This window comes from Streptomyces sp. cg35, from assembly GCF_050410835.1.
GTDB lineage: Bacteria > Actinomycetota > Actinomycetes > Streptomycetales > Streptomycetaceae > Streptomyces.
This window is the reverse complement of record NZ_CP191268.1, coordinates 8,446,753-8,464,227: the sequence shown is the minus strand read 5'-3', so window position 1 is coordinate 8,464,227 and position 17,475 is coordinate 8,446,753. Positions and strand designations below refer to the sequence as shown.

The 17,475-nt window shown below is 70.0% G+C and carries 12 protein-coding genes and 2 pseudogenes; 9 read left to right on the top strand and 5 right to left on the bottom strand.

The features are described from left to right. Positions 1-77: 77 nt before the first annotated feature. The 3 genes and pseudogenes from ACQUQD_RS38985 to ACQUQD_RS38975 all read right to left on the bottom strand — a co-directional run. Positions 78-1,736: pseudogene (locus tag ACQUQD_RS38985) on the bottom strand (glycosyl hydrolase); the annotation flags it as partial. 411 nt (positions 1,737-2,147) lie between these two features. After that, a pseudogene (locus ACQUQD_RS38980) lies at positions 2,148-2,477 on the bottom strand (discoidin domain-containing protein); the annotation flags it as partial. Positions 2,478-2,663: 186 nt separating this feature from the next. Then, positions 2,664-4,874: a discoidin domain-containing protein gene (locus ACQUQD_RS38975; RefSeq protein WP_428957764.1), complete on the bottom strand. Its 2,211-nt coding sequence runs from the start codon at positions 4,872-4,874 to the stop codon at positions 2,664-2,666. Positions 4,875-5,373: 499 nt separating this feature from the next. On the opposite strand from ACQUQD_RS38975, the gene ACQUQD_RS38970 reads away from it, so the two are divergent. From ACQUQD_RS38970 to ACQUQD_RS38955, 4 genes are all read left to right on the top strand, one after another. Continuing rightward, on the top strand, positions 5,374-6,708 hold the full coding sequence (locus ACQUQD_RS38970) for an ABC transporter substrate-binding protein (RefSeq protein ID WP_428956958.1): 1,335 nt from the start codon (positions 5,374-5,376) through the stop codon (positions 6,706-6,708). An 86-nt stretch (positions 6,709-6,794) separates the two neighbouring features. Continuing rightward, positions 6,795-7,733, top strand: coding sequence for a carbohydrate ABC transporter permease (locus ACQUQD_RS38965; protein WP_428956957.1), 939 nt, complete (start codon positions 6,795-6,797; stop codon positions 7,731-7,733). Between the two features lie 3 nt (positions 7,734-7,736). Then, the gene (locus ACQUQD_RS38960) at positions 7,737-8,717 is read left to right on the top strand and encodes a carbohydrate ABC transporter permease (RefSeq protein ID WP_428956956.1); all 981 of its coding nucleotides are present in this window, start codon (positions 7,737-7,739) and stop codon (positions 8,715-8,717) included. A gap of 136 nt (positions 8,718-8,853) precedes the next feature. After that, positions 8,854-10,458, top strand: a complete 1,605-nt coding sequence (locus ACQUQD_RS38955) for a glycoside hydrolase family 13 protein (protein ID WP_428956955.1) — start codon at positions 8,854-8,856, stop codon at positions 10,456-10,458. A gap of 84 nt (positions 10,459-10,542) precedes the next feature. On the opposite strand, the gene ACQUQD_RS38950 is transcribed toward ACQUQD_RS38955, so the two are convergent. Next, the gene (locus tag ACQUQD_RS38950) at positions 10,543-11,685 is read right to left on the bottom strand and encodes a glycosyltransferase (protein WP_428956954.1); all 1,143 of its coding nucleotides are present in this window, start codon (positions 11,683-11,685) and stop codon (positions 10,543-10,545) included. Between the two features lie 136 nt (positions 11,686-11,821). Between ACQUQD_RS38950 and ACQUQD_RS38945 the strand changes: the two genes are divergently transcribed. The 4 genes from ACQUQD_RS38945 to ACQUQD_RS38930 all read left to right on the top strand — a co-directional run bounded on the left by ACQUQD_RS38945 (position 11,822) and on the right by ACQUQD_RS38930 (position 15,211). Next, positions 11,822-12,775: an ABC transporter ATP-binding protein gene (locus ACQUQD_RS38945; RefSeq protein ID WP_428956953.1), complete on the top strand. Its 954-nt coding sequence runs from the start codon at positions 11,822-11,824 to the stop codon at positions 12,773-12,775. A gap of 53 nt (positions 12,776-12,828) precedes the next feature. Further along, a complete protein-coding gene (locus ACQUQD_RS38940) occupies positions 12,829-13,608 on the top strand; it encodes an ABC transporter permease (RefSeq protein ID WP_428956952.1) in 780 nt (259 codons plus the stop codon). Between the two features lie 14 nt (positions 13,609-13,622). Next, on the top strand, positions 13,623-14,411 hold the full coding sequence (locus ACQUQD_RS38935; RefSeq protein ID WP_428956951.1) for an ABC transporter permease: 789 nt from the start codon (positions 13,623-13,625) through the stop codon (positions 14,409-14,411). An 83-nt stretch (positions 14,412-14,494) separates the two neighbouring features. After that, a complete protein-coding gene (locus ACQUQD_RS38930) occupies positions 14,495-15,211 on the top strand; it encodes a phytanoyl-CoA dioxygenase family protein (RefSeq protein ID WP_428956950.1) in 717 nt (238 codons plus the stop codon). A gap of 107 nt (positions 15,212-15,318) precedes the next feature. On the opposite strand, the gene mshB is transcribed toward ACQUQD_RS38930, so the two are convergent. After that, positions 15,319-16,161 carry an N-acetyl-1-D-myo-inositol-2-amino-2-deoxy-alpha-D-glucopyranoside deacetylase gene (gene mshB / locus ACQUQD_RS38925; RefSeq protein ID WP_428956949.1) on the bottom strand — a complete coding sequence of 281 codons (843 nt, stop codon included), beginning with the start codon at positions 16,159-16,161 and terminating at the stop codon, positions 15,319-15,321. Between the two features lie 248 nt (positions 16,162-16,409). Between mshB and ACQUQD_RS38920 the strand changes: the two genes are divergently transcribed. Then, positions 16,410-17,444 carry a LacI family DNA-binding transcriptional regulator gene (locus ACQUQD_RS38920; RefSeq protein WP_428956948.1) on the top strand — a complete coding sequence of 345 codons (1,035 nt, stop codon included), beginning with the start codon at positions 16,410-16,412 and terminating at the stop codon, positions 17,442-17,444. The last annotated feature ends 31 nt before the right edge of the window (positions 17,445-17,475 follow it).

Here is a 17,475-nt window from a genome sequence, read left to right as displayed (position 1 = left end):
GTCGTCGCGCAGGGTGTTTCCGCCTCATGGCGTCCTCCGGGTGAGTGGGGGGATACGGGTGTGGCCGGGAGGGGGCGTCACTCCGTGTTGATCTTGAAGGTGGAGGTGGTGTTGCGGACGTCCTCGGCGTTGTCCGTGAGCGTGAGCCCCTTGAAGGTGACCTCGCCGACCGCCGGGCCCTGGCCCTGTTCGGGCAGCTCGTTGGCCCAGATGCCGAAGCCGGACTTCGCGTCGTACTCGTCACCGGACTTCTTCGCGCCGGAGATCGTGACGTTCGACAGCACCGTGTCCCGCACCGGGTTCTGCGCCTGGCCGCCCACGTAGTTCGTCTGGAACATGACGCCGTGGTACGTCGGGTCGCTGATGCTGACGTTGTTCATCCGGATCGCCTGGAACGCCTTCGACGCGGAGAACATCCAGATGCCCGGGAAGGTCTGGCCGTTCCAGAAGTGGCCGCCGGCACGATCGACCGTGATGTCCTCGAAGGTCGTCGGTTCGGGACCGAAGCCTTCCATCGGGTAGCCGAAGTCCAGGGAGGAGACGGTGACACCGGAGTAGACGAGTGTGTCGGCGACGTGGATGTTGCGGAAGGTGTTGCGCTGACCGCCGTACACGGCGAGGCCCGCGGCCCGCCACGTCAGCTTGCTGGTGAGGTTCTCGAAGACGTTGTCCGTCTGGCCGCTGCCGCCCGAGTCGGTCGCGGCGAACAGGGCGAAGGAGTCGTCGCCGGTGGCGCGGGTCTCCGTGTCGGCGACCAGGTTCCCGGAGGAACCGTTGGTCATGTTGACGCCGTCCGCGAAGGTGTTGCGGATGCGGTTGTTCCGCAGCGTCATGTTGTCGGTGTTCGTGCCCCAGTAGAGGCAGACCGTGTGCTCGGCCCAGATGTTCTCGATGGTGACGCCGGAGACGTTCTGGAAGTCGAAGACCTTGCCCGGGCCGTCGATGCGCGAGGTGTAGTTGCCGAAGTAGGCGAAGCCGGAGAAGACCGAGCCGTTCGCGCCCTGGTCGGCCCGGATGCCGATGTCGGTGTTCTGCTGCCCGGCCGGGGCGTGGAAGCGGGTGAACCACGGCCCGGCGCCGATCACCTTCACGGGCTTGCCGTAGACCTGGAACTTGCTGGACGTCTCGTAGTCGCCCGCCGGCAGATAGACGCCCTGGATCTTCCCCGTGGTGTCCATCCGCGCCTTGTCGAGCGCGTCCTGGACGGCCTGCTGGCCGGTGCCGGACGGCTCCACGTACGCCTCGGGGTCCGGGTTGGGCGCCGCCGTGGCCTTCTCGAAGTCGGCGAAGTCGATCGCGTACGTCGAGGAGTTGTCGCCGTCCTTCTGCAGCCGGATCTTCGTGCCCGCCGGGACGGTGCGGCCCAGGTCGACATGGGCCTCGTCGTAGATGTGCCGGGGCGCGCCCGCGCCCGGGTCGTTGCCGGGCGATGTCTCCGCGCCGTACAGCCAGGAGTACGTGGACGTCAGGTCGAGCGCGGTGGTCTTCTCGCCGTCGACGTACACGTTGAGCGTGGTGTCCGTGCCGTCCGGGACCGAGAACCGGGTGACCAGTGTGTTGGTCTCGACCGGGGCGGTGAACTCGACGTACTGGCCGGTCTCCCTGAGCGTCACGGCCTTGCGCCCGGACGCCTCTCCGGCCAGGTCCCCGACCGTCCGGTCGGGCCCGACGACCTGCGCGCCGCCGCCCGCGGTGGCGGACTCGGCCTCGACGGTGGAGTAGGGCGTGTCGGCACCGCTCGCGGCGGCGCCGGCCCGCGCGGCCGTGCGCTTGTCCGCCGTCGCCGCACCGCTTCTGGGCGGGGTGAACGCGGCGTCGCCGCGCGCCGCGGACCCCGCCGCGAGGGTGCGGGTGACGGCGCGGCTGTCCGGGGACTGGTTGCCTGCGGCGTCCCGGGCCCGCACCGCGTAGGTCACCTTGTCGGCCTTCGGCCCCTGCGGCGATGTGTCCGTCCAGCTCAAGGTGCGGGCGGGCACACTGGCACGCAGCTCACCGTCGGCGTACACGTCATAGGCGGTGGCGCCGACGGTCCGGTGCCAGCTCAGCGTGGAGCCCTTGAGCGCCGTGCCGGACGGGGTCGGGGGCGGCGCCGCGTCGCCCGAACGCGCCGCGTACACCGCCAGTTCGCCCACCTTCTTGGCGCCGGTGACGCGCAGATAGCGGACCGCGGCCCCGTCCAGCGTGAAGGTGATCTTCCCGTGGCGGGCCTTGAGGTCGGACAGCTCGGTGAAGTCCTGCCCGTTGACGGAGCCTTCGAGCCGCACGGTCTGCGCCGCGCCGGACAGCAGGACGTCGGCCCGGTCCAGGCGCCGGGTCGCGCCGAGGTCCGCCGTGACCCAGCCCTTGCTGTTGCCCGTGGCGTACGTGTCCGGGTCGCCGTCCTGGGCGCGGGCCGCGTCCTGGCCGGTCAGGTGTACGGCGAGCGGGCCGTCGGCAGGAGCCTCCTGCGCCGACACCGCCTGCCAGCTGGACAGCATCAGGCCCGTGCCGAGGACGACGGCGAGTGCGGGGCGCCAGGCTCCGCGCCGACGGCGTTTTCGATTTGTTGTGCGCATGACATTCCCTTTCGTGTGGGGGGATGTACGGCTCTGTGGGGGTGGGGCGCCGTGATGTCGCTGCTGCGGAGACGCCCGTCGGGGAAGGCGACGGGCGTCTCCGGCGGTTCAGTTCAGGTACGCCTCCACCTCACTGAACTGGGCGGCGGGCCACGCCGTGTTGGCGGTCACGTGAACCCGCAGGTAGCGCGTCGAGGGAGACGGGTCCGGGAGCGTGACGGTCACCGTGTTGCCGGTCGCCGGGTCGAAGCGGTACGCCTTCGAGGCGGCGAGCGTGCTGAACGACGAGCCGTCCGTGCTCCCCTGGACGGAGAGCGTCTGGGTCCTGGCCTCCCAGGCGGCCGAGGGCGGCAGCTTCAGGACGACGCGCCGGACGGCCTGCGCCGATCCGAGGTCCGTGGTGATCGCCTGCGGGAAGGCGTTGTTCGCGGATTCCCAGTACGTGTTCGCGTCGCCGTCGACCGCCTTGCCGGGCGTGTACACGTCGGTGGAACCGGTGGCGGTCGCGGCACGGCCCTTGGCGAGGTTGCGGTCCGGGTCGGGTTGCGCGGGCGTGCCGTCGCCCGGCTCCGGCCAGGCCGAGCAGTCGTCCCAGGCACTGTCCCAGCCGGAGTTGCCGCCGCCGTCGGTGAGCGTGAAGGCGCCCGCGCCGTTCGGGTAGGGGCAGTTGTACACGCCGGCCGCGCCGACTCCGGTGGCCCGTACGTCGCTGAACCTCGCCGCGCCCGGCGTCTCCGCCTGGACGACGACCGTGCCGACGCCGGTCACCGCCCCTCCGTCGACGGTGACGTTCTTGACGGCCTTGCCGGTGCCGCTGCCCGAGACGAACTCGTAGGCGCTGTACGGGCTGTCCTCGATGGTGGTTCCGGTGATGGCGACGTTCGCCTCGATGGCGCTGTCGTACGCGTCCACGCGCAGCGCTCCCATCGGGTGACCCCAGTTGGGGTTCAGGGCGCCGGTGCGCACGAGTCTGTTCCCGGAGACCGTGATGGTCCCGGCGAGCGGGAAGAACGGGTCCGCGAACTTCTGGTTGGAGATCGCGATGCCGCTGCCCAGGGCGTTGGTGTCCTGGATCAGGTTGTCCTTGACGGTGATGTCCTGACCGCCGTAGACGGCGATACCGTTGGCGAGGTTGGGCTGCGAGATGGTGTTGTTCGCGAAGGTGTCGTTGCTGTTGGTGGCGTTGAGGGCCCACATGGCCAGGGAGTCGTCGCCCTGGTTGCGCAGGAAGTTGTTGCGCACGGTCACGCCCTTGGCGTTGCCGTTGAGGTTGAGTCCGTCGGCCGTGGTGTCGAGGATGCGGTTGTTCTCGACGACGAGGTCGTCGTTGTTGCCGGTGAGCCAGAAGCCGCACTTCATGTGCTGGATCAGCATGCCGGAGACGGACGAGCCGGGGCCGAGCGAGCCGTTGACGAAGTTGTCCGGGGCGCTGTCGACGCGCTCGGTCACCTCGCCGAGCACCGCGAAGTCCTTGAGGTGGACCTTGCCCGCCGAGCCGGTCTGATTGATGAAGCGTGAGGAGTGCACACGCGAATACCAGCTGCCGGCGCCCTGGATCGTCACGTTCTCGACGCCGCTGAGCTCGGAGCCCAGCTTGAAGTCGCCGGGCGGGACCCAGACCGTGCCGCCGCTGCCCTTGGCCGCGGCGATCGCGTCCCGGAAGGCCTGGGTGGAGTCCTGCTGTCCGGTGAGGTCGGCCCCCTTGTCGACGACGGAGACCGAACCGGCCGGCTGCCCGGCCGCTGCCGCGACCTGTTCGAAGTCGGCGACGTCGACGGTGACCTGGGTGGAGGTGGCCTCCAGGCGCACCTTGTCCCCCGCCTTCAGGTCCCGGCCGAGCAGCAGTCGCGCGTTGTCGAAGAAGTGGTGCGTCTTGGAACCGACGATCCAGCTCGTGTCCACGTAGCTGTACTTGGAGGTGACAGGGAGGGAGGCGTCGAGCTTGGTGCCGTTGACGTAGACGGCGAGTGACCCCGACTGTCCGTCGGGCACGTTGTAGGCGACGTTCACGGCGTTGGCCGCCGCGGTGAGGGTGAACTCGACGTTCTGGCCGGAGTTCAGGCGTACGGCCTGCCGCCCCGAGGCCTCGGAGGCGACCGTGCCCTGGGTGTGATCGGGGCCGGTCTTCTGGCCGGTGGTGGCGGCGGACTCGGCCTCTACGGACGTGAAGGGAAGGGTGGCGCCCGCGGCCGCCGCCCTGGGTTCCGGGGCCTGTTGGGCGTGGGCCGGGCCGATGACGCCCACGACGGAGCCCACGAGAGCGATCGCGACAGTGAGGACGTACGAACTCCGCACGACTCTCGTTCGTGACGCGTGCATGACAGTTCGATTCATCTGCGGGTGCACCTTCCTCATGTGGGGGGGCGGGGCGGTGACCGCTCGGGCCCGACGGCCCGCGCGCCCCGCGCTGCGCTGCCCGCAGCCGTGCGCGTCGCCGTCTCGGCGCCCCGCTCACGGCACGGCCGCCGGGCTGGGATCACTCAAGCATTGCCGCCATGTGAGCACAAGATGTCGGCCAAGTATTGCAATTAATTGACAGCCTTACGGAACTTTCAGCCGACCGCCCGGGATGCGGCACCGTCAGGGCGTTCCCTGACGTCATCCCTCCCGTACCTCGTAGTCACCACTGGCGCAGGGTGCATCACGCGCATCCGAGGTGCGGCATGAAGGGCGCCCGACGATCCACCACCGTTGAACCGTCGTGACGCAGTCGTAATCTTGCAAATTTGAATCGGAATCTTGCGTGCATCTGTGCGTCGTCCTATCGTGACGGCACCCATCAGGGCAGTGCTTGGGCATCACCCCTAGAGGAGCCGTAATGAAGCCCCGTAACCTCGCGATCCTTCTGACGACAGGTCTCGCACTCACCGCCACGGCCTGCGGCGGTGACACGTCCGGCTCGGACGCCGGAGGCGACGTCACGATCACTGTGGCATGTCAGCCGGCGAAGACCGCCCCCAAGATCCGCAAGGCATGGGACGAGGACGTCGCCACGTTCGAGAAGGCCCACCCGGGCGTGAAGGTCAAGAGCACCGACCAGCAGCCGTGCTTCGACCCGAAGACCTTCGCCGCGAAGCTGGCGGGCGGTCAGATGGAGACCGTCTTCGTCGTGCCGGTCACCAACTACGCCGACGTCATCGCCAAGAAGCAGGCCAAGGACATCACCGGCCAGACGGGCGCGGTGAAGAACTTCGACGACATCAAGCAGGACGTCCGGGACATGGTCACCAAGGACGGCAAGGTCTACGGCATTCCCAACGTCAGCTACAGCGTCGGCCTGGTCTACAACCGCGCGCTGTTCAAGAAGGCCGGGCTCGACCCGGACAATCCGCCGAAGACCTGGGACGAGGTCCGGTCCGCGGCGAAGAAGATCGCCGGCCTCGGCGACGGCTACGTCGGGTACGGCGAGTACGGCGGCGGCAACACCGGCGGCTGGCACTTCGCGCAGGCGCTCTTCAGCCGCGGCGGCGAGATGGTCACCGACGGCAAGGCCGCCTTCAACAGCGACGAGGGCAAGGCCGTGCTGCAGACCCTCCACGACATGCGGTGGAAGGACAAGAGCACCGGCAGCAAGGTGCTCATCGGCTGGGAGTCGCTGATGCAGCAGATGGGCGCCGGCAAGACGGGCATGATGCTCGGCGCTCCGGACGTCGTCTCCGATGTCATCCAGAAGTTCCAGGGCAAGGCCGACGACTACGGCATCGCCGCGATACCGGACGGCACCGCGTCGCTGACCGGCGGCGAGGCCTACATGATCAACCCCAAGGCGAGCGCGGCCCAGACCAAGGCGGCGCTGCAGTGGATCGACTTCGAGTTCAACACGCCGGGCAAGGGCCGCTTCGACTTCGCCCGCGGCAAGGCCAACGGTGAGGCCGTCGGCGTGCCCAACAACGACTACATGGGCAACTCCGCGACCGGCAAGGCCATCGCCGAGGAGCGCGCGAAGAACGCCGTCCTCCCGGTCGCGAACTACGAGCCCTACGTCAAGGAAGCCGCCACGATCACTCCCAAGCTGGAGCCGGAGAAGGCCCAGGAGCTGTACGCGGTGCTCGACGTTCCCATGTCCGCGGTGCTGACCCGCGAGAACGCCGACATCGACAAGCTGCTCTCGGACGCCGAGTCCAAGGCCAATTCGATTCTGTCCAAGGGCTGACGGCTACGGTCCCGGGGTGCCGTTCACAGCCGCGGCACCCCGCGTCGGCCCCCGCGTCCAGCGGGAGCCGGGAACGGGAGATCACGATGGAAACACTCACCTTGGAGCCGAAGCGGCAGCGGCAGGCGGCGCCGCGCCGTCGGCCACCGTCCAAGCGGCGCCGGGCCGCACGGAGAAACCTCAGCGCCTACGGCTTTCTGTGCGCCGCGTTGTTCTGCTTCGCCATGTTCGCGTGGTGGCCGATCGTCAAGGAAGTCCTTCTCAGCTTCCAGCAGACCAACCTGGTCGACGACCCGACATGGGTGGGCCTGGACAACTTCCGTACGGTGGTGGACGATCCGGCGTTCGGCCAGGCCTGGCGCAACACGCTGGTCTTCACGCTGCTCGCCCTGCTCTGCGGCTACCTGGTGCCTTTCGTCGTCGCGATCGTGCTCAACGAACTGCGGCACGCCCGGTCGTATCTGCGGTTCGTGGTGTATCTGCCCGTGATGCTGCCGCCGATCGTGTCGGTCCTGTTGTTCCGCTGGTTCTACGATCCCGGACCCGGCCTGTTCAACCAGGTCCTCGACTTCGTCGGCCTGCCGACGCTGTCGTGGCTCGACTCCACCAGCACCGCACTGATCTCGCTGGTGATCGTCTCCACCTGGATGAACCTCGGGTCCGGGGTGCTCATCTACCTCGCCGCCCTGCAGAACATCCCCGGTGACCTGTACGAGGCGGCGGAGCTGGACGGCGCCGGCATCCTCAAGCGGATCTGGCACGTCACGATCCCGCAGACGCGGCTGATCCTGCTGCTGATGCTCATGCTGCAACTCGTCGCCACGATGCAGGTGTTCATCGAGCCGTACATGCTCACCGGCGGCGGCCCGGAGAACGCGACGGTCACGGTCGTCTACCTGATGTACCAGTACGCCTTCGTCTACGGCGGCAACTACGGGGCCGGCAGCGCGCTCGGCCTGATGCTCATGATCGTCCTGCTGGCGGTCGCCGCGGTTCAGCTCCGGCTGACCCGAGAGGAGAAGTAGGCCATGGTGAACACCACCGCCCGCCCCGACACGGAGCGGGGGACCCGGCCGCCGGCTCCGCCCGCACGGCACGCCCAGCGCAAGAAGCGCCGTGGCGCCTGGGCCGAAGGCCACTCCAGGACCATCGTCTCGCCGCTGGAGCTGAAGTCCCGCTGGGGCCGCAAGATCTACTGGACGCTGCTGGCGACCGTCCTGATCGGGTTCACCCTGGTCTTCGTGTTCCCCCTGTACTGGATGGTCACCGGGGCGATGAAGACGGGCGAGGAGATCGCCCAGATGCCGCCCACCCTGTTCCCCAAGTCGCCCGACTTCGGCGTCTTCGCCGACGCGTGGGAGCTCTTCGACATCGGGACGCTGCTGAAGAACACGCTGCTCTACGCCGTCGGCGCCTGGCTCTTCGCCCTCGCCGTGGACGTCTGCGCCGCGTACGCGCTGTCCAAGCTGCGGCCGATGTTCGGGAACGTGATCCTGGCGGGCATGCTCGCCACCCTGATGATCCCGCCGATCGTCGTGATGATCCCGGCGTACATCACGGTGACCGACGTGCCGATCTTCGGCTGGCACCTGCTCAACTCGCCCTGGGCGATCTGGTTCCCGGTCGCCGCCAACGGCTTCAACATCTTCCTTCTGAAGCGCTTCTTCGACTCCATTCCGAACGAGATCCTCGAAGCGGCCGAGATCGACGGCGTGCCCCCGTGGCGCGTCCTCGTGTCGATCATCCTGCCGATCTCGCGCCCCATCCTCGGGGTGGTGTCCATCTTCACCGTCGTCCTGGTCTTCAAGGACTTCGTCTGGCCGCTGCTCGTCCTGCCCGACAGCGACAAGATGACGATCAGCGTGGGCCTGTCCCAGACCGCGGGCGCGGTGACGCAGAACCAGATCATGGCCGGACTCGTGATCGCGAGCATCCCGATGATCATCGTGTTCTTCTTCTTCCAGCGCAGCATCATGGCGGGCCTGACCGCCGGAAGCCTCAAGGGCTGACCGCGCACGCGCCGCCCCCGGCGCCGTGCCGCGCCCTTGCCCCGCCACCACCACAAAGCACTCCGCCGCCGGTCCGATCTGTCCATGCCCCCGCGCCGGCCGGCGGCGGAGTCCCACCTGCCCGAAAGGACCTCCCGTGGCAGCTGTTCCCTCGTCCCGCACCGACAACTGGTGGCGCGACGCCGTCATCTACCAGGTGTACCCCCGAAGCTTCGCGGACGGAGACGGGGACGGCACCGGGGACCTGGCGGGTGTCCGCGCCCACCTGCCCTACCTGGCCGAACTCGGTGTCGACGCCGTCTGGTTCACCCCCTGGTACGTCTCCCCGCTCGTCGACGGCGGCTACGACGTGGCCGACTACCGGACCATCGACCCGGCCTTCGGCACCCTCGAAGAGGCCGAGAAGCTGATCGCGGAGGCCGCCGAGCTCGGCATCCGGGTCATCGTCGACATCGTCCCGAACCACGTCTCCGACCAGCACGCCTGGTTCCAGGCCGCGCTGGCGGCCGGCCCGGGCAGTCCGGAGCGGGAGCGCTTCCACTTCCGGCCCGGTCTCGGCGAGCACGGCGAGATCCCGCCGAACAACTGGCCGTCGCAGTTCGCCGGCGCCACCTGGACCCGGGTCCCCGACGGCGAGTGGTACCTGCACCTGTTCACCCCGGAACAGCCCGACCTCAACTGGTCCCACCCCACCGTCCGCAAGGAACACGAGGACGTGCTGCGCTTCTGGTTCCAGCGCGGTGTCGCCGGTGTGCGGATCGACTCGGCGGCGCTGCTCACCAAGCACCCGGACCTGCCCGACTTCGAGGAGGGCGTCGACCCGCACCCGTACATCGACCAGGACGAGATCCACGACATCTACCGCTCCTGGCGCGCGATCGCCGAGGAGTACGGCGGTGTGTTCGTCGGCGAGGTCTGGCTCCCCGACTCCGAACGCTTCGCCCGCTACCTGCGCCCCGACGAACTGCACACCGCCTTCAACTTCAACTTCCTCTCCTGCCCGTGGGACGCCGACCGGCTGCGCCGCACCATCGACGACACCCTCGCCGAGCACGCGCCCGTCAACGCCCCGGCCACGTGGGTGCTGTGCAACCACGACGTGACGCGCACCGTCACCCGCTACGGCCGCGCCGACACCGGCTTCGATTTCGCGACGAAGGCCTTCGGCACCCCCTCGGACCTGGCCCTGGGCACCCGGCGCGCCCGCGCCGCCGCGCTGCTCACGCTCGCCCTGCCCGGTTCGGTCTACCTCTACCAGGGGGAGGAACTGGGGCTGCCCGAGGCGGACATCCCGCTCGACCGCATCCAGGACCCCATGCACTTCCGCTCCGGCGGCACCGACCCGGGCCGGGACGGCTGCCGGGTCCCGCTGCCGTGGGCGGCCGAGGCCCCGCACTACGGCTTCGGACCGAGCGGTGAGCCCTGGCTGCCGCAGCCCGACGACTGGGCGGAGTACGCCGTCGACCGGCAGGCCGGCGCCCCGCAGTCCATGCTGAACCTCTACCGCACGGCGCTGCGCCTGCGCCGGTCCGCCGCCGGTCTCGGCGACGGACCGATGACGTGGCTGCCCTCGCCGGACGGTGTGCTGGCCTTCACCCGCCCGGGCGGCCTGGTCTGCGTGGTCAACCTCTCCGACGAGCCCGCCGATCTCCCCGCCTACGACCGGCTGATCCTGAGCAGCGGCCCGTTCGACGGGCAGGGACGGCTGCCGAGCGACACGGCCGTGTGGCTGCAGACCTGATTGCACATCAGGAACCTTTGAGACGAGCCCTGTTGCCACCTCGGACGGAGGTCGGCGACAGGGCTCGGGGGCCTGCACCTGTCCTCAGGCGGACCGGGGCCGGCCGCCTGGGCGGTGCAGGACGTCGAAGAGCGCCTCCCACCGGTCGATCACGCCCTGGGGTTCGTAGCGCAGGGCCGATGCGCGGGCCGCGGCGCCCAGCCGGCGGCGCAGGGCCTCGTCGGCCATGGCGCGGGTCAGCGCGGCGGCGAACGCGTGGACGTCCCCCGGGGGCGCGTGCAGTCCGCTGACCCCGTCCTCGACCAGGTGCCGCACGCCCGCGGAGCAGTCGAAGACGACCGGCGCCAGGGCGTGCGCCATCGCCTCGGTGAGGGCAAGTCCCCAGCCCTCCGCGCGGGAGGGCAGCGCGAACACGGACGCCGCCCGCAGGGCTCCCGGCACATCGGTGGTCCGTCCCATGAACCGCACGCGCTCCGCGATGTTCAACTCGCCTGCCAGGTAGCGCAGTTCGCCCTCGGCCGCGCCCGCGCCGTAGACCCGCAGCACCCAGTCGGGGTAGTCGGCGCACACCAGCGCCCACGCCTCCAGGAGCAGGTCGACACCCTTCTCCTCGGACAGCCGTCCGACGCTGACGACGACGGGCGCGGTGGAGTCGCACAGCCGCTTCGGGAGGACGGTCAGGGGATTGGGCATCGCACTGGTGCCGACGAGGCCGTCCCGCGCCCAGGCGTCCGCGTCCTCCTGAGTGAGCGTCAGGACCCGGTCGGTGTCGGCGAAGTGCTTCAGGGTGGGGCCGTACCACTCGGTGCGGCGGATGAGGTCGTGCGACTCATGGGTCATGCCGATCACCCGGTGCCCCGTGACGTCCGCGCGGGCGATCCACTCCATCGCCCACACCTGGGTGCAGATCACGATGCCGCCCGCGCGCGCAGCCCTGAACAGCCCGGTCAGCCGCCGGACGGCGTCGCGCCGTGCGGACGGCGTGAACGGCGGCGCTCCGTCGTGGAGCCGCAACGGGGTCCGGGCCGGGCCGTGGAAGGCGTGCGGGTGCTCGGCTCCCGTGATGCCGATGATCCGGACCCGGTGCCCCCGTTCCTCCAGGAGCCGGCCGGTGAAGTGGGCCCAGCTGTTGATGCCGCCCAGTTCGTCGAGGTTGCCGACGACGATGAACACGTCCCGTGGGACCACGTGGGCGGCCCGTGCCCCGACCACCTGCGGCTCTGCCATGCGGGTTCCCCCTCCTCGCCGCGCCCGGAACGCGGCCCGCCAGATCGGTTCATTACTTTCACTTGTCAGAGACCATCATGGCGCTGAATACTCGACTTCTTGCAAGACTCGATCGAAAAAGTGACAAGGAGTCCTTGTGGGACACGCTCCGGGGGAAGAGCTGATCCAGGCGGCCGCGTTGCGCAAGACCTATCGCTCGGGCGGTGACGGCGCCTTCACCGCCGTGGACGGGATCGACTTCAGCGTCCGCAGAGGCGAGGCCTTCGGGCTCCTCGGCTCCAACGGCGCCGGCAAGTCGTCGACGATGCGGATGATCGCCTGCGTGTCACAGCCCTCCGGCGGCGATCTGCGCATCCTCGGTCTCGACGCGGCCACCCGCGGACCCGAGATCCGGGCGCGGCTCGGCGTCGTGCCCCAGGACGACACCGTCGACACCGAGCTCACCGTCCTGGAGAACCTGCTGATCTACGGCCGCTACTTCGGCCTGCCCCGCCGCACCGTCCGCGAGCGCGCCGGCCACCTGCTGGAGTTCGCGCGCCTGTCCGACAAGGCCAGGGCGCCGGTCCAGTCCCTGTCGGGAGGCATGCGACGGCGACTCACCATCGCCCGCGCCCTGGTCAACGACCCGGACATCGTCCTGCTCGACGAGCCGACGACGGGCCTCGACCCGCAGGCCCGGCACCTGCTGTGGGAACGGCTCTTCCGGCTCCGGCAGGACGGTGTGACCCTGGTCGTCACCACGCATTACATGGACGAGGCGGAGCAACTGTGCGACCGGCTCGTCGTCATGGACGCGGGCCGGATCGTCGCCATGGGCTCGCCCCGAGAACTGATCGACCGTCATTGCGCGCGCGAGGTGCTGGAGTTGCGGTTCACCCAGGCGGACAGGGAGACCATGGTCGCCAAGGCGCGGGACCTGTTCGCGCGCGTCGAGGTCCTCCCCGACCGGGTGCTCGTCTCCGCGGACGACGGCGAGGAAGCCCTCGCGATCGTCGGCGCCCGCGCTCTCGACCCGGTCACCACCCTCGTCCGGCGCTCCACGCTGGAGGACGTCTTCCTCGCGCTGACCGGCCGCGCCCTGACGGACTGAGCCCCGCGGCCCGTCCCCTCGTCCCGGGTCGTCCCGGGAGAACCGGAGAAGCTGTGCCCACCCTCGCCCCCGCCCTGCGCGAGTGCGGCTACTGGCTGCACCGCTACCGCCGTGTCTGGCGCGGCACCCTCGTCATCGACGTCGTCAACCCGCTGCTCTTCCTCACCGCGCTCGGCGCGGGCCTCGGCAGCCTCGTGGACGCCAACGCGCCCGCGAGCCTGGACGACATCTCCTACCTCAGCTATCTCGCCCCCGGTCTGCTGGCCGCGGCCACGATGCAGACCGTGTACGTCGAGACGGCCGGGCCCGTCATGGTGTCGGCCCGCCGTACGGGCAACTACCGTGCCGCGGCGGCGACTCCGCTCGACTCGACCGACATCCTCCACGGCCATCTGCTCTTCGTCGTCTGCCGCGGCGCGGTCACCGGATCGCTGTTCACCGCCGTGGCCTGCGTGTTCGGCGCCCTCCCGGCGGCGCGGTGCGCGCCGCTCGCGGCCGAGGCGGCGCTCATCAGCGCCGCGTTCGCGGCCCCCATCGCCGCCTGGGCGATCACGGTGACCCGGCCCGCGCGGCTCACCGCCCTCCTCCGCTTCGTGCTCATGCCGCTCTACATGTGCTCCGGCACCTTCTGGCCCGTGACACAGCTCGGCGACTGGGCGGTGCCGGTGGCCCATCTGTCGCCCCTGTGGCACGGCGTCGAGCTGACCCGGGCGACCGCCCTGGGCACCGCGCGCCCCGGCCCGACGCTGGTGCACGTCCTGGCCCTCGCCGCGTGCGCACTGACCGGCCTGGCCCTCGCCCGCCGTACCTACCGCCGCTGCCTCCACGCGTGAAAGGGCTCCCCGACATGCCGACCGCCCTGACGCGTCCCGCGCTCCGCGGCCCCCTCGTGATCGTCGAGCGGAACGTGATGATCTACCGCCACACCTGGCTGGTCCTGGTGTCGGAGATCTTCGAACCCGCCCTCTACCTCTTCGCGTTCGGCCTGGGCATCGGGGCGCTCGTCGGCGAGGTGCCCGGTCTCGGCTCCTCGGGCGTGAGCCACCCCGCGTTCGTCGCCCCCGCGCTCCTCGCCACCGCGGCCATGAACGGCGCGATGAACGAGACGTCGTTCACCATGTTCGGCAAGCTGCGCACCGACCGGACCTACGAGTCCGTCCTCACCACCCCGGTCACGGTCCGGGACGTGGCCCTGGGCGAGGTCGCGTGGGCGCTGATCCGGGGCGGCGTGGTCGCCGTCGGCTTCCTCGGCGTCGTCGCGGCCACCGGTCTCGTGGTGTCGCCGTGGATCGTGCTCGCCGTGCCGGGCGCTCTGCTGGTGGGGTACGCGTTCGCGTCCCTGGGGCTGCTCGTGGTGACGCTGCTGCGCACCTGGCAGGACTTCCAGTACATCCAGCTGGCCATGCTGCCGATGTTCCTGTTCGCCACGACGTTCTACCCGCTGGACGTGTACCCGCAGGCCGTACGCTCCCTCGTCGTCTGCCTCCCCCTCTACCAGAGCATCGAGCTGCTGCGCCGACCCGCACTCGGCGATCCCGGCGCGGATCTGCTTCTCCCGGCGCTCTATCTCCTGCTCCTCGGCACGGCGGCCCTGTTGCTCGCCGTACGCCGGCTGGAGCGCACTCTGCGGCCGTGATCTGTGCCCTGTGACCCCGTGCTCCCGCGTACCAGAAATCCGTAGATCCAGAAACGCAGTCGAGCCCGTACGGAAGGAACCGCATGCCCACCTCCACGACCACCGGGTCCACAGCGCCGCACCCGCCCACCCGCGAATCGTTCCGGACCACGGGACATCACCGCTGGAGGGGGTTCTGCGCCCCGGACCGGGTCGCCGAGCTCAGGGTCGCGGCCGACACGCTCCTCGCGTCGGACCATGCGGTGCACACCCCCGAGTCGGTGCGGGTGCTGCAGGTCTTCCGCCATCATCCGGTCTTCACCGAGCTGTTCACCGATCCGCGGCTGCTGGACTTCGTCGACGGCGTGCTCGGTCCCGGCGCCCTGCTCTCGGACATCAGCCTCAACCAGGTCCACCGGGGCGGCAAGCAGGACCGCTGGCACATCGACTATCCGTACAACGACATGCCCGAGACGGTGCGCGGCGGTCTGCTCGGGCTGCAGATGGTCCTGCCGCTGACGCCGTTCGACTCCCGCACCGGCGCGACCGAGTTCCTCCCCGGCAGCAACCTGCGCTACCGGCAGCCGCCCGCGGAGCTCGACGAGCCGCCGGCCATGTTCCAGGCGGATCCGGGAGACCTGCTGGTCCTTCCGTCCGCGGCCTGGCACCGGGCGGGCCGCAACACCACGGACACGCCCCGCACCGCGGTCCTGATGGCGTTCACGGAATCCTGGATCAGACCCATGGGGGACCCGCCGGAGCCCGGCCACTGGAGCATCACCCACGAGGCCCGGCTCCGCCTGGGCATGGAGCGGACCTGACACCTCCCGCGTTCCGTTCGGCACCGATCCCGGCGGCGGTCACCCGCCGCCGGGCCGACGGACGGGGTGAACAGCGGTTCCTAGAGGGGCAGTTGACAGTGCCTCGATCAGCCGGTCAGTCCCGCCTCAAGGCCGTCCGGCCCGCTTCCCGGCTCCCCTGCCAGGCGGACGAAGTGTTCGACAGGGCCACCGAGCGGCTGCCCGACACCGTCGGTCAGCGCGAACCAGTCGCCGTCGAGGGCCAGTTGGCTGCGGTGCGCGCGCAGCGCCCGAAGCTTGGCGGCATAGGCCTTGTCGTCGGCGACCCGGCTCGTGATCCGCTCGTCCGGAGTGCCGAATCCGTAGGCCTCGACGGAGTCCGGCGTCGGGAACGGCCCGCGCCCGACGGAGTCGCGCAGCAGGGAGAGCGGGGTCGCGATGGCGTAGAAGCGACGCGGCCGCCAGGAGTCCGGTGCGCTCGTCGTGGCCGCGTGCTCGAAGGCCCACCGGCTGACGCGGTGGGCCTGCACATGGTCCGGGTGCCCGTATCCGCCGTCCTCGTCGTACGTCACGACCACGTCGGCCCGCACCTCGCGCACGACCTCCGCCAGACAGGCGCCCGCCTCCTCCACTCCCGCCCGCCAGAAGGCGCGGGGATCGTCGTTGGGCGGCGTCCCCGGCATGCCGCTGTCGCGCCACCGGCCGGCGCCGCCGAGGAACCGCTGATCGGTGACTCCGAGTTCGGCGCAGGCCGCGTGCAGTTCGGTGGCGCGATGGGAGCCGAGCGCGTCGCCGTCCGCTTCCAAGTACCGCAGTTCCGGAGGCATCACGTCGCCGGACTCGCCCCTCGTACACGTGACGAGCGTGACGCGGGCGCCGAGGGCGGCGTAGTGGGCCATGGTCAGCCCGGTGCCGATCGACTCGTCGTCGGGGTGGGCGTGGACGAACAGCATGCTCGTGGCGGCGCTCATGCCGGCCCCTTCCGGATCGGGAGAGGGACGGAGCGCAGACGGATCTCCACCCCCACAGGCTGCAATGAGACAACATGGGACCGCACTTTCGCAATGGAGTGCAGCAAATCCTCGACAGACATCCAGCGAGGTCAAGCGGCGGCGGCCAGTTCACCGCGACAGAAGGGCGTCCGGTTCCCGTCTTCACAGGTACGAAAGCAGGACGAGGACTGGAAATTGCTTACAGCATTTGCGCTAGTCTTGCGTTCATGACACGACGACTTGCTCAGGTGGCGAAGAAAGTAGGGGTCAGCGAGGCGACGGTCAGCCGTGTCCTCAACGGGAGGCCGGGCGTCTCCGAAGCCACACGACAGTCAGTCCTGACGGCGCTGGACGTGCTCGGATACGAACGGCCGACGCAGCTGCGCGGCGAGCGCGCGCGGCTGGTCGGCCTGGTGATACCGGAGTTGCAGAATCCGATCTTCCCCGCGTTCGCCGAGGTCATCGGAGGCGCACTCGCCCAGCGGGGGCTCACCCCCGTGCTCTGCACGCAGACCAAGGGCGGCGCAGCCGAGGCGGACTACGTGGACCTCCTGCTCCAACAGCAGGTCTCCGGCGTGGTGTTCGCCGGCGGTCTCTTCGCGGAGGGCACCGCGTCGCACGACCACTACCACCGGCTGGCGGAACGCAGGATCCCGGTCGTCTTCATCAACGCGTCGGTCGAGGGCCTCGACTTCCCCTGCGTCGCGTGCGACGACACCGTCGCCGTCGAACAGGCGTGGCGCCATCTCGCCTCGCTCGGGCACCAGCGGATCGGCCTCATCCTCGGCCCCATGGACCATGCGCCGTCCCGACGCAAGCTGGACGCGGCGCGGACCGCGGCCAAGGCCGCGGGCACGAAGCTGCCCGAGGATTTCATCGAGCGGTCGATCTTCTCACTGGAAGGCGGTCAGGCGGCCGCGACCCGCCTCCTGCAGCGCGGGGTCACCGGCATCGTGTGCGGGTCCGACCCGCTCGCCCTCGGCGCGATCAGGGCGGCCCGCCGGCGCGGTCTCGCCGTGCCCCGGGACCTGTCGGTCGTCGGGTTCGACGACTCGTCCTTCATGACCTGCACCGAGCCGCCCCTGTCGACCGTACGACAGCCCATCGAGACGATGGGGCGAGCCGCCGTCGACCTCCTGTGCGCCCAGATCCAAGGGGCCCAGAACCACCCCGGAGAGCTCCTCTTCGAACCCGAACTCGTCGTGCGCGGCTCGACCGCTCCGCCGTCGGCGGCCGCCCAGGGCATGTCCGGGGTCTCGTGAGTGAACGGGGCCGAACGCCCGCATCGTCGAG

What these genes read in the sequence shown, in the direction of transcription:
- ACQUQD_RS38975 (WP_428957764.1), bottom strand. Translation starts at nt 4,874, where the DNA reads ATGCACGCGTCACGAACGAGAGTCGTGCGGAGTTCGTACGTCCTCACT.
- mshB (WP_428956949.1), bottom strand. Translation starts at nt 16,161, where the DNA reads ATGAGCGCCGCCACGAGCATGCTGTTCGTCCACGCCCACCCCGACGAC.
- ACQUQD_RS38920 (WP_428956948.1), top strand. Translation starts at nt 16,410, where the DNA reads ATGACACGACGACTTGCTCAGGTGGCGAAGAAAGTAGGGGTCAGCGAG.
- ACQUQD_RS38935 (WP_428956951.1), top strand. Translation starts at nt 13,623, where the DNA reads ATGCCGACCGCCCTGACGCGTCCCGCGCTCCGCGGCCCCCTCGTGATC.
- ACQUQD_RS38930 (WP_428956950.1), top strand. Translation starts at nt 14,495, where the DNA reads ATGCCCACCTCCACGACCACCGGGTCCACAGCGCCGCACCCGCCCACC.
- ACQUQD_RS38965 (WP_428956957.1), top strand. Translation starts at nt 6,795, where the DNA reads ATGGAAACACTCACCTTGGAGCCGAAGCGGCAGCGGCAGGCGGCGCCG.
- ACQUQD_RS38950 (WP_428956954.1), bottom strand. Translation starts at nt 11,685, where the DNA reads ATGGCAGAGCCGCAGGTGGTCGGGGCACGGGCCGCCCACGTGGTCCCA.
- ACQUQD_RS38970 (WP_428956958.1), top strand. Translation starts at nt 5,374, where the DNA reads ATGAAGCCCCGTAACCTCGCGATCCTTCTGACGACAGGTCTCGCACTC.
- ACQUQD_RS38960 (WP_428956956.1), top strand. Translation starts at nt 7,737, where the DNA reads ATGGTGAACACCACCGCCCGCCCCGACACGGAGCGGGGGACCCGGCCG.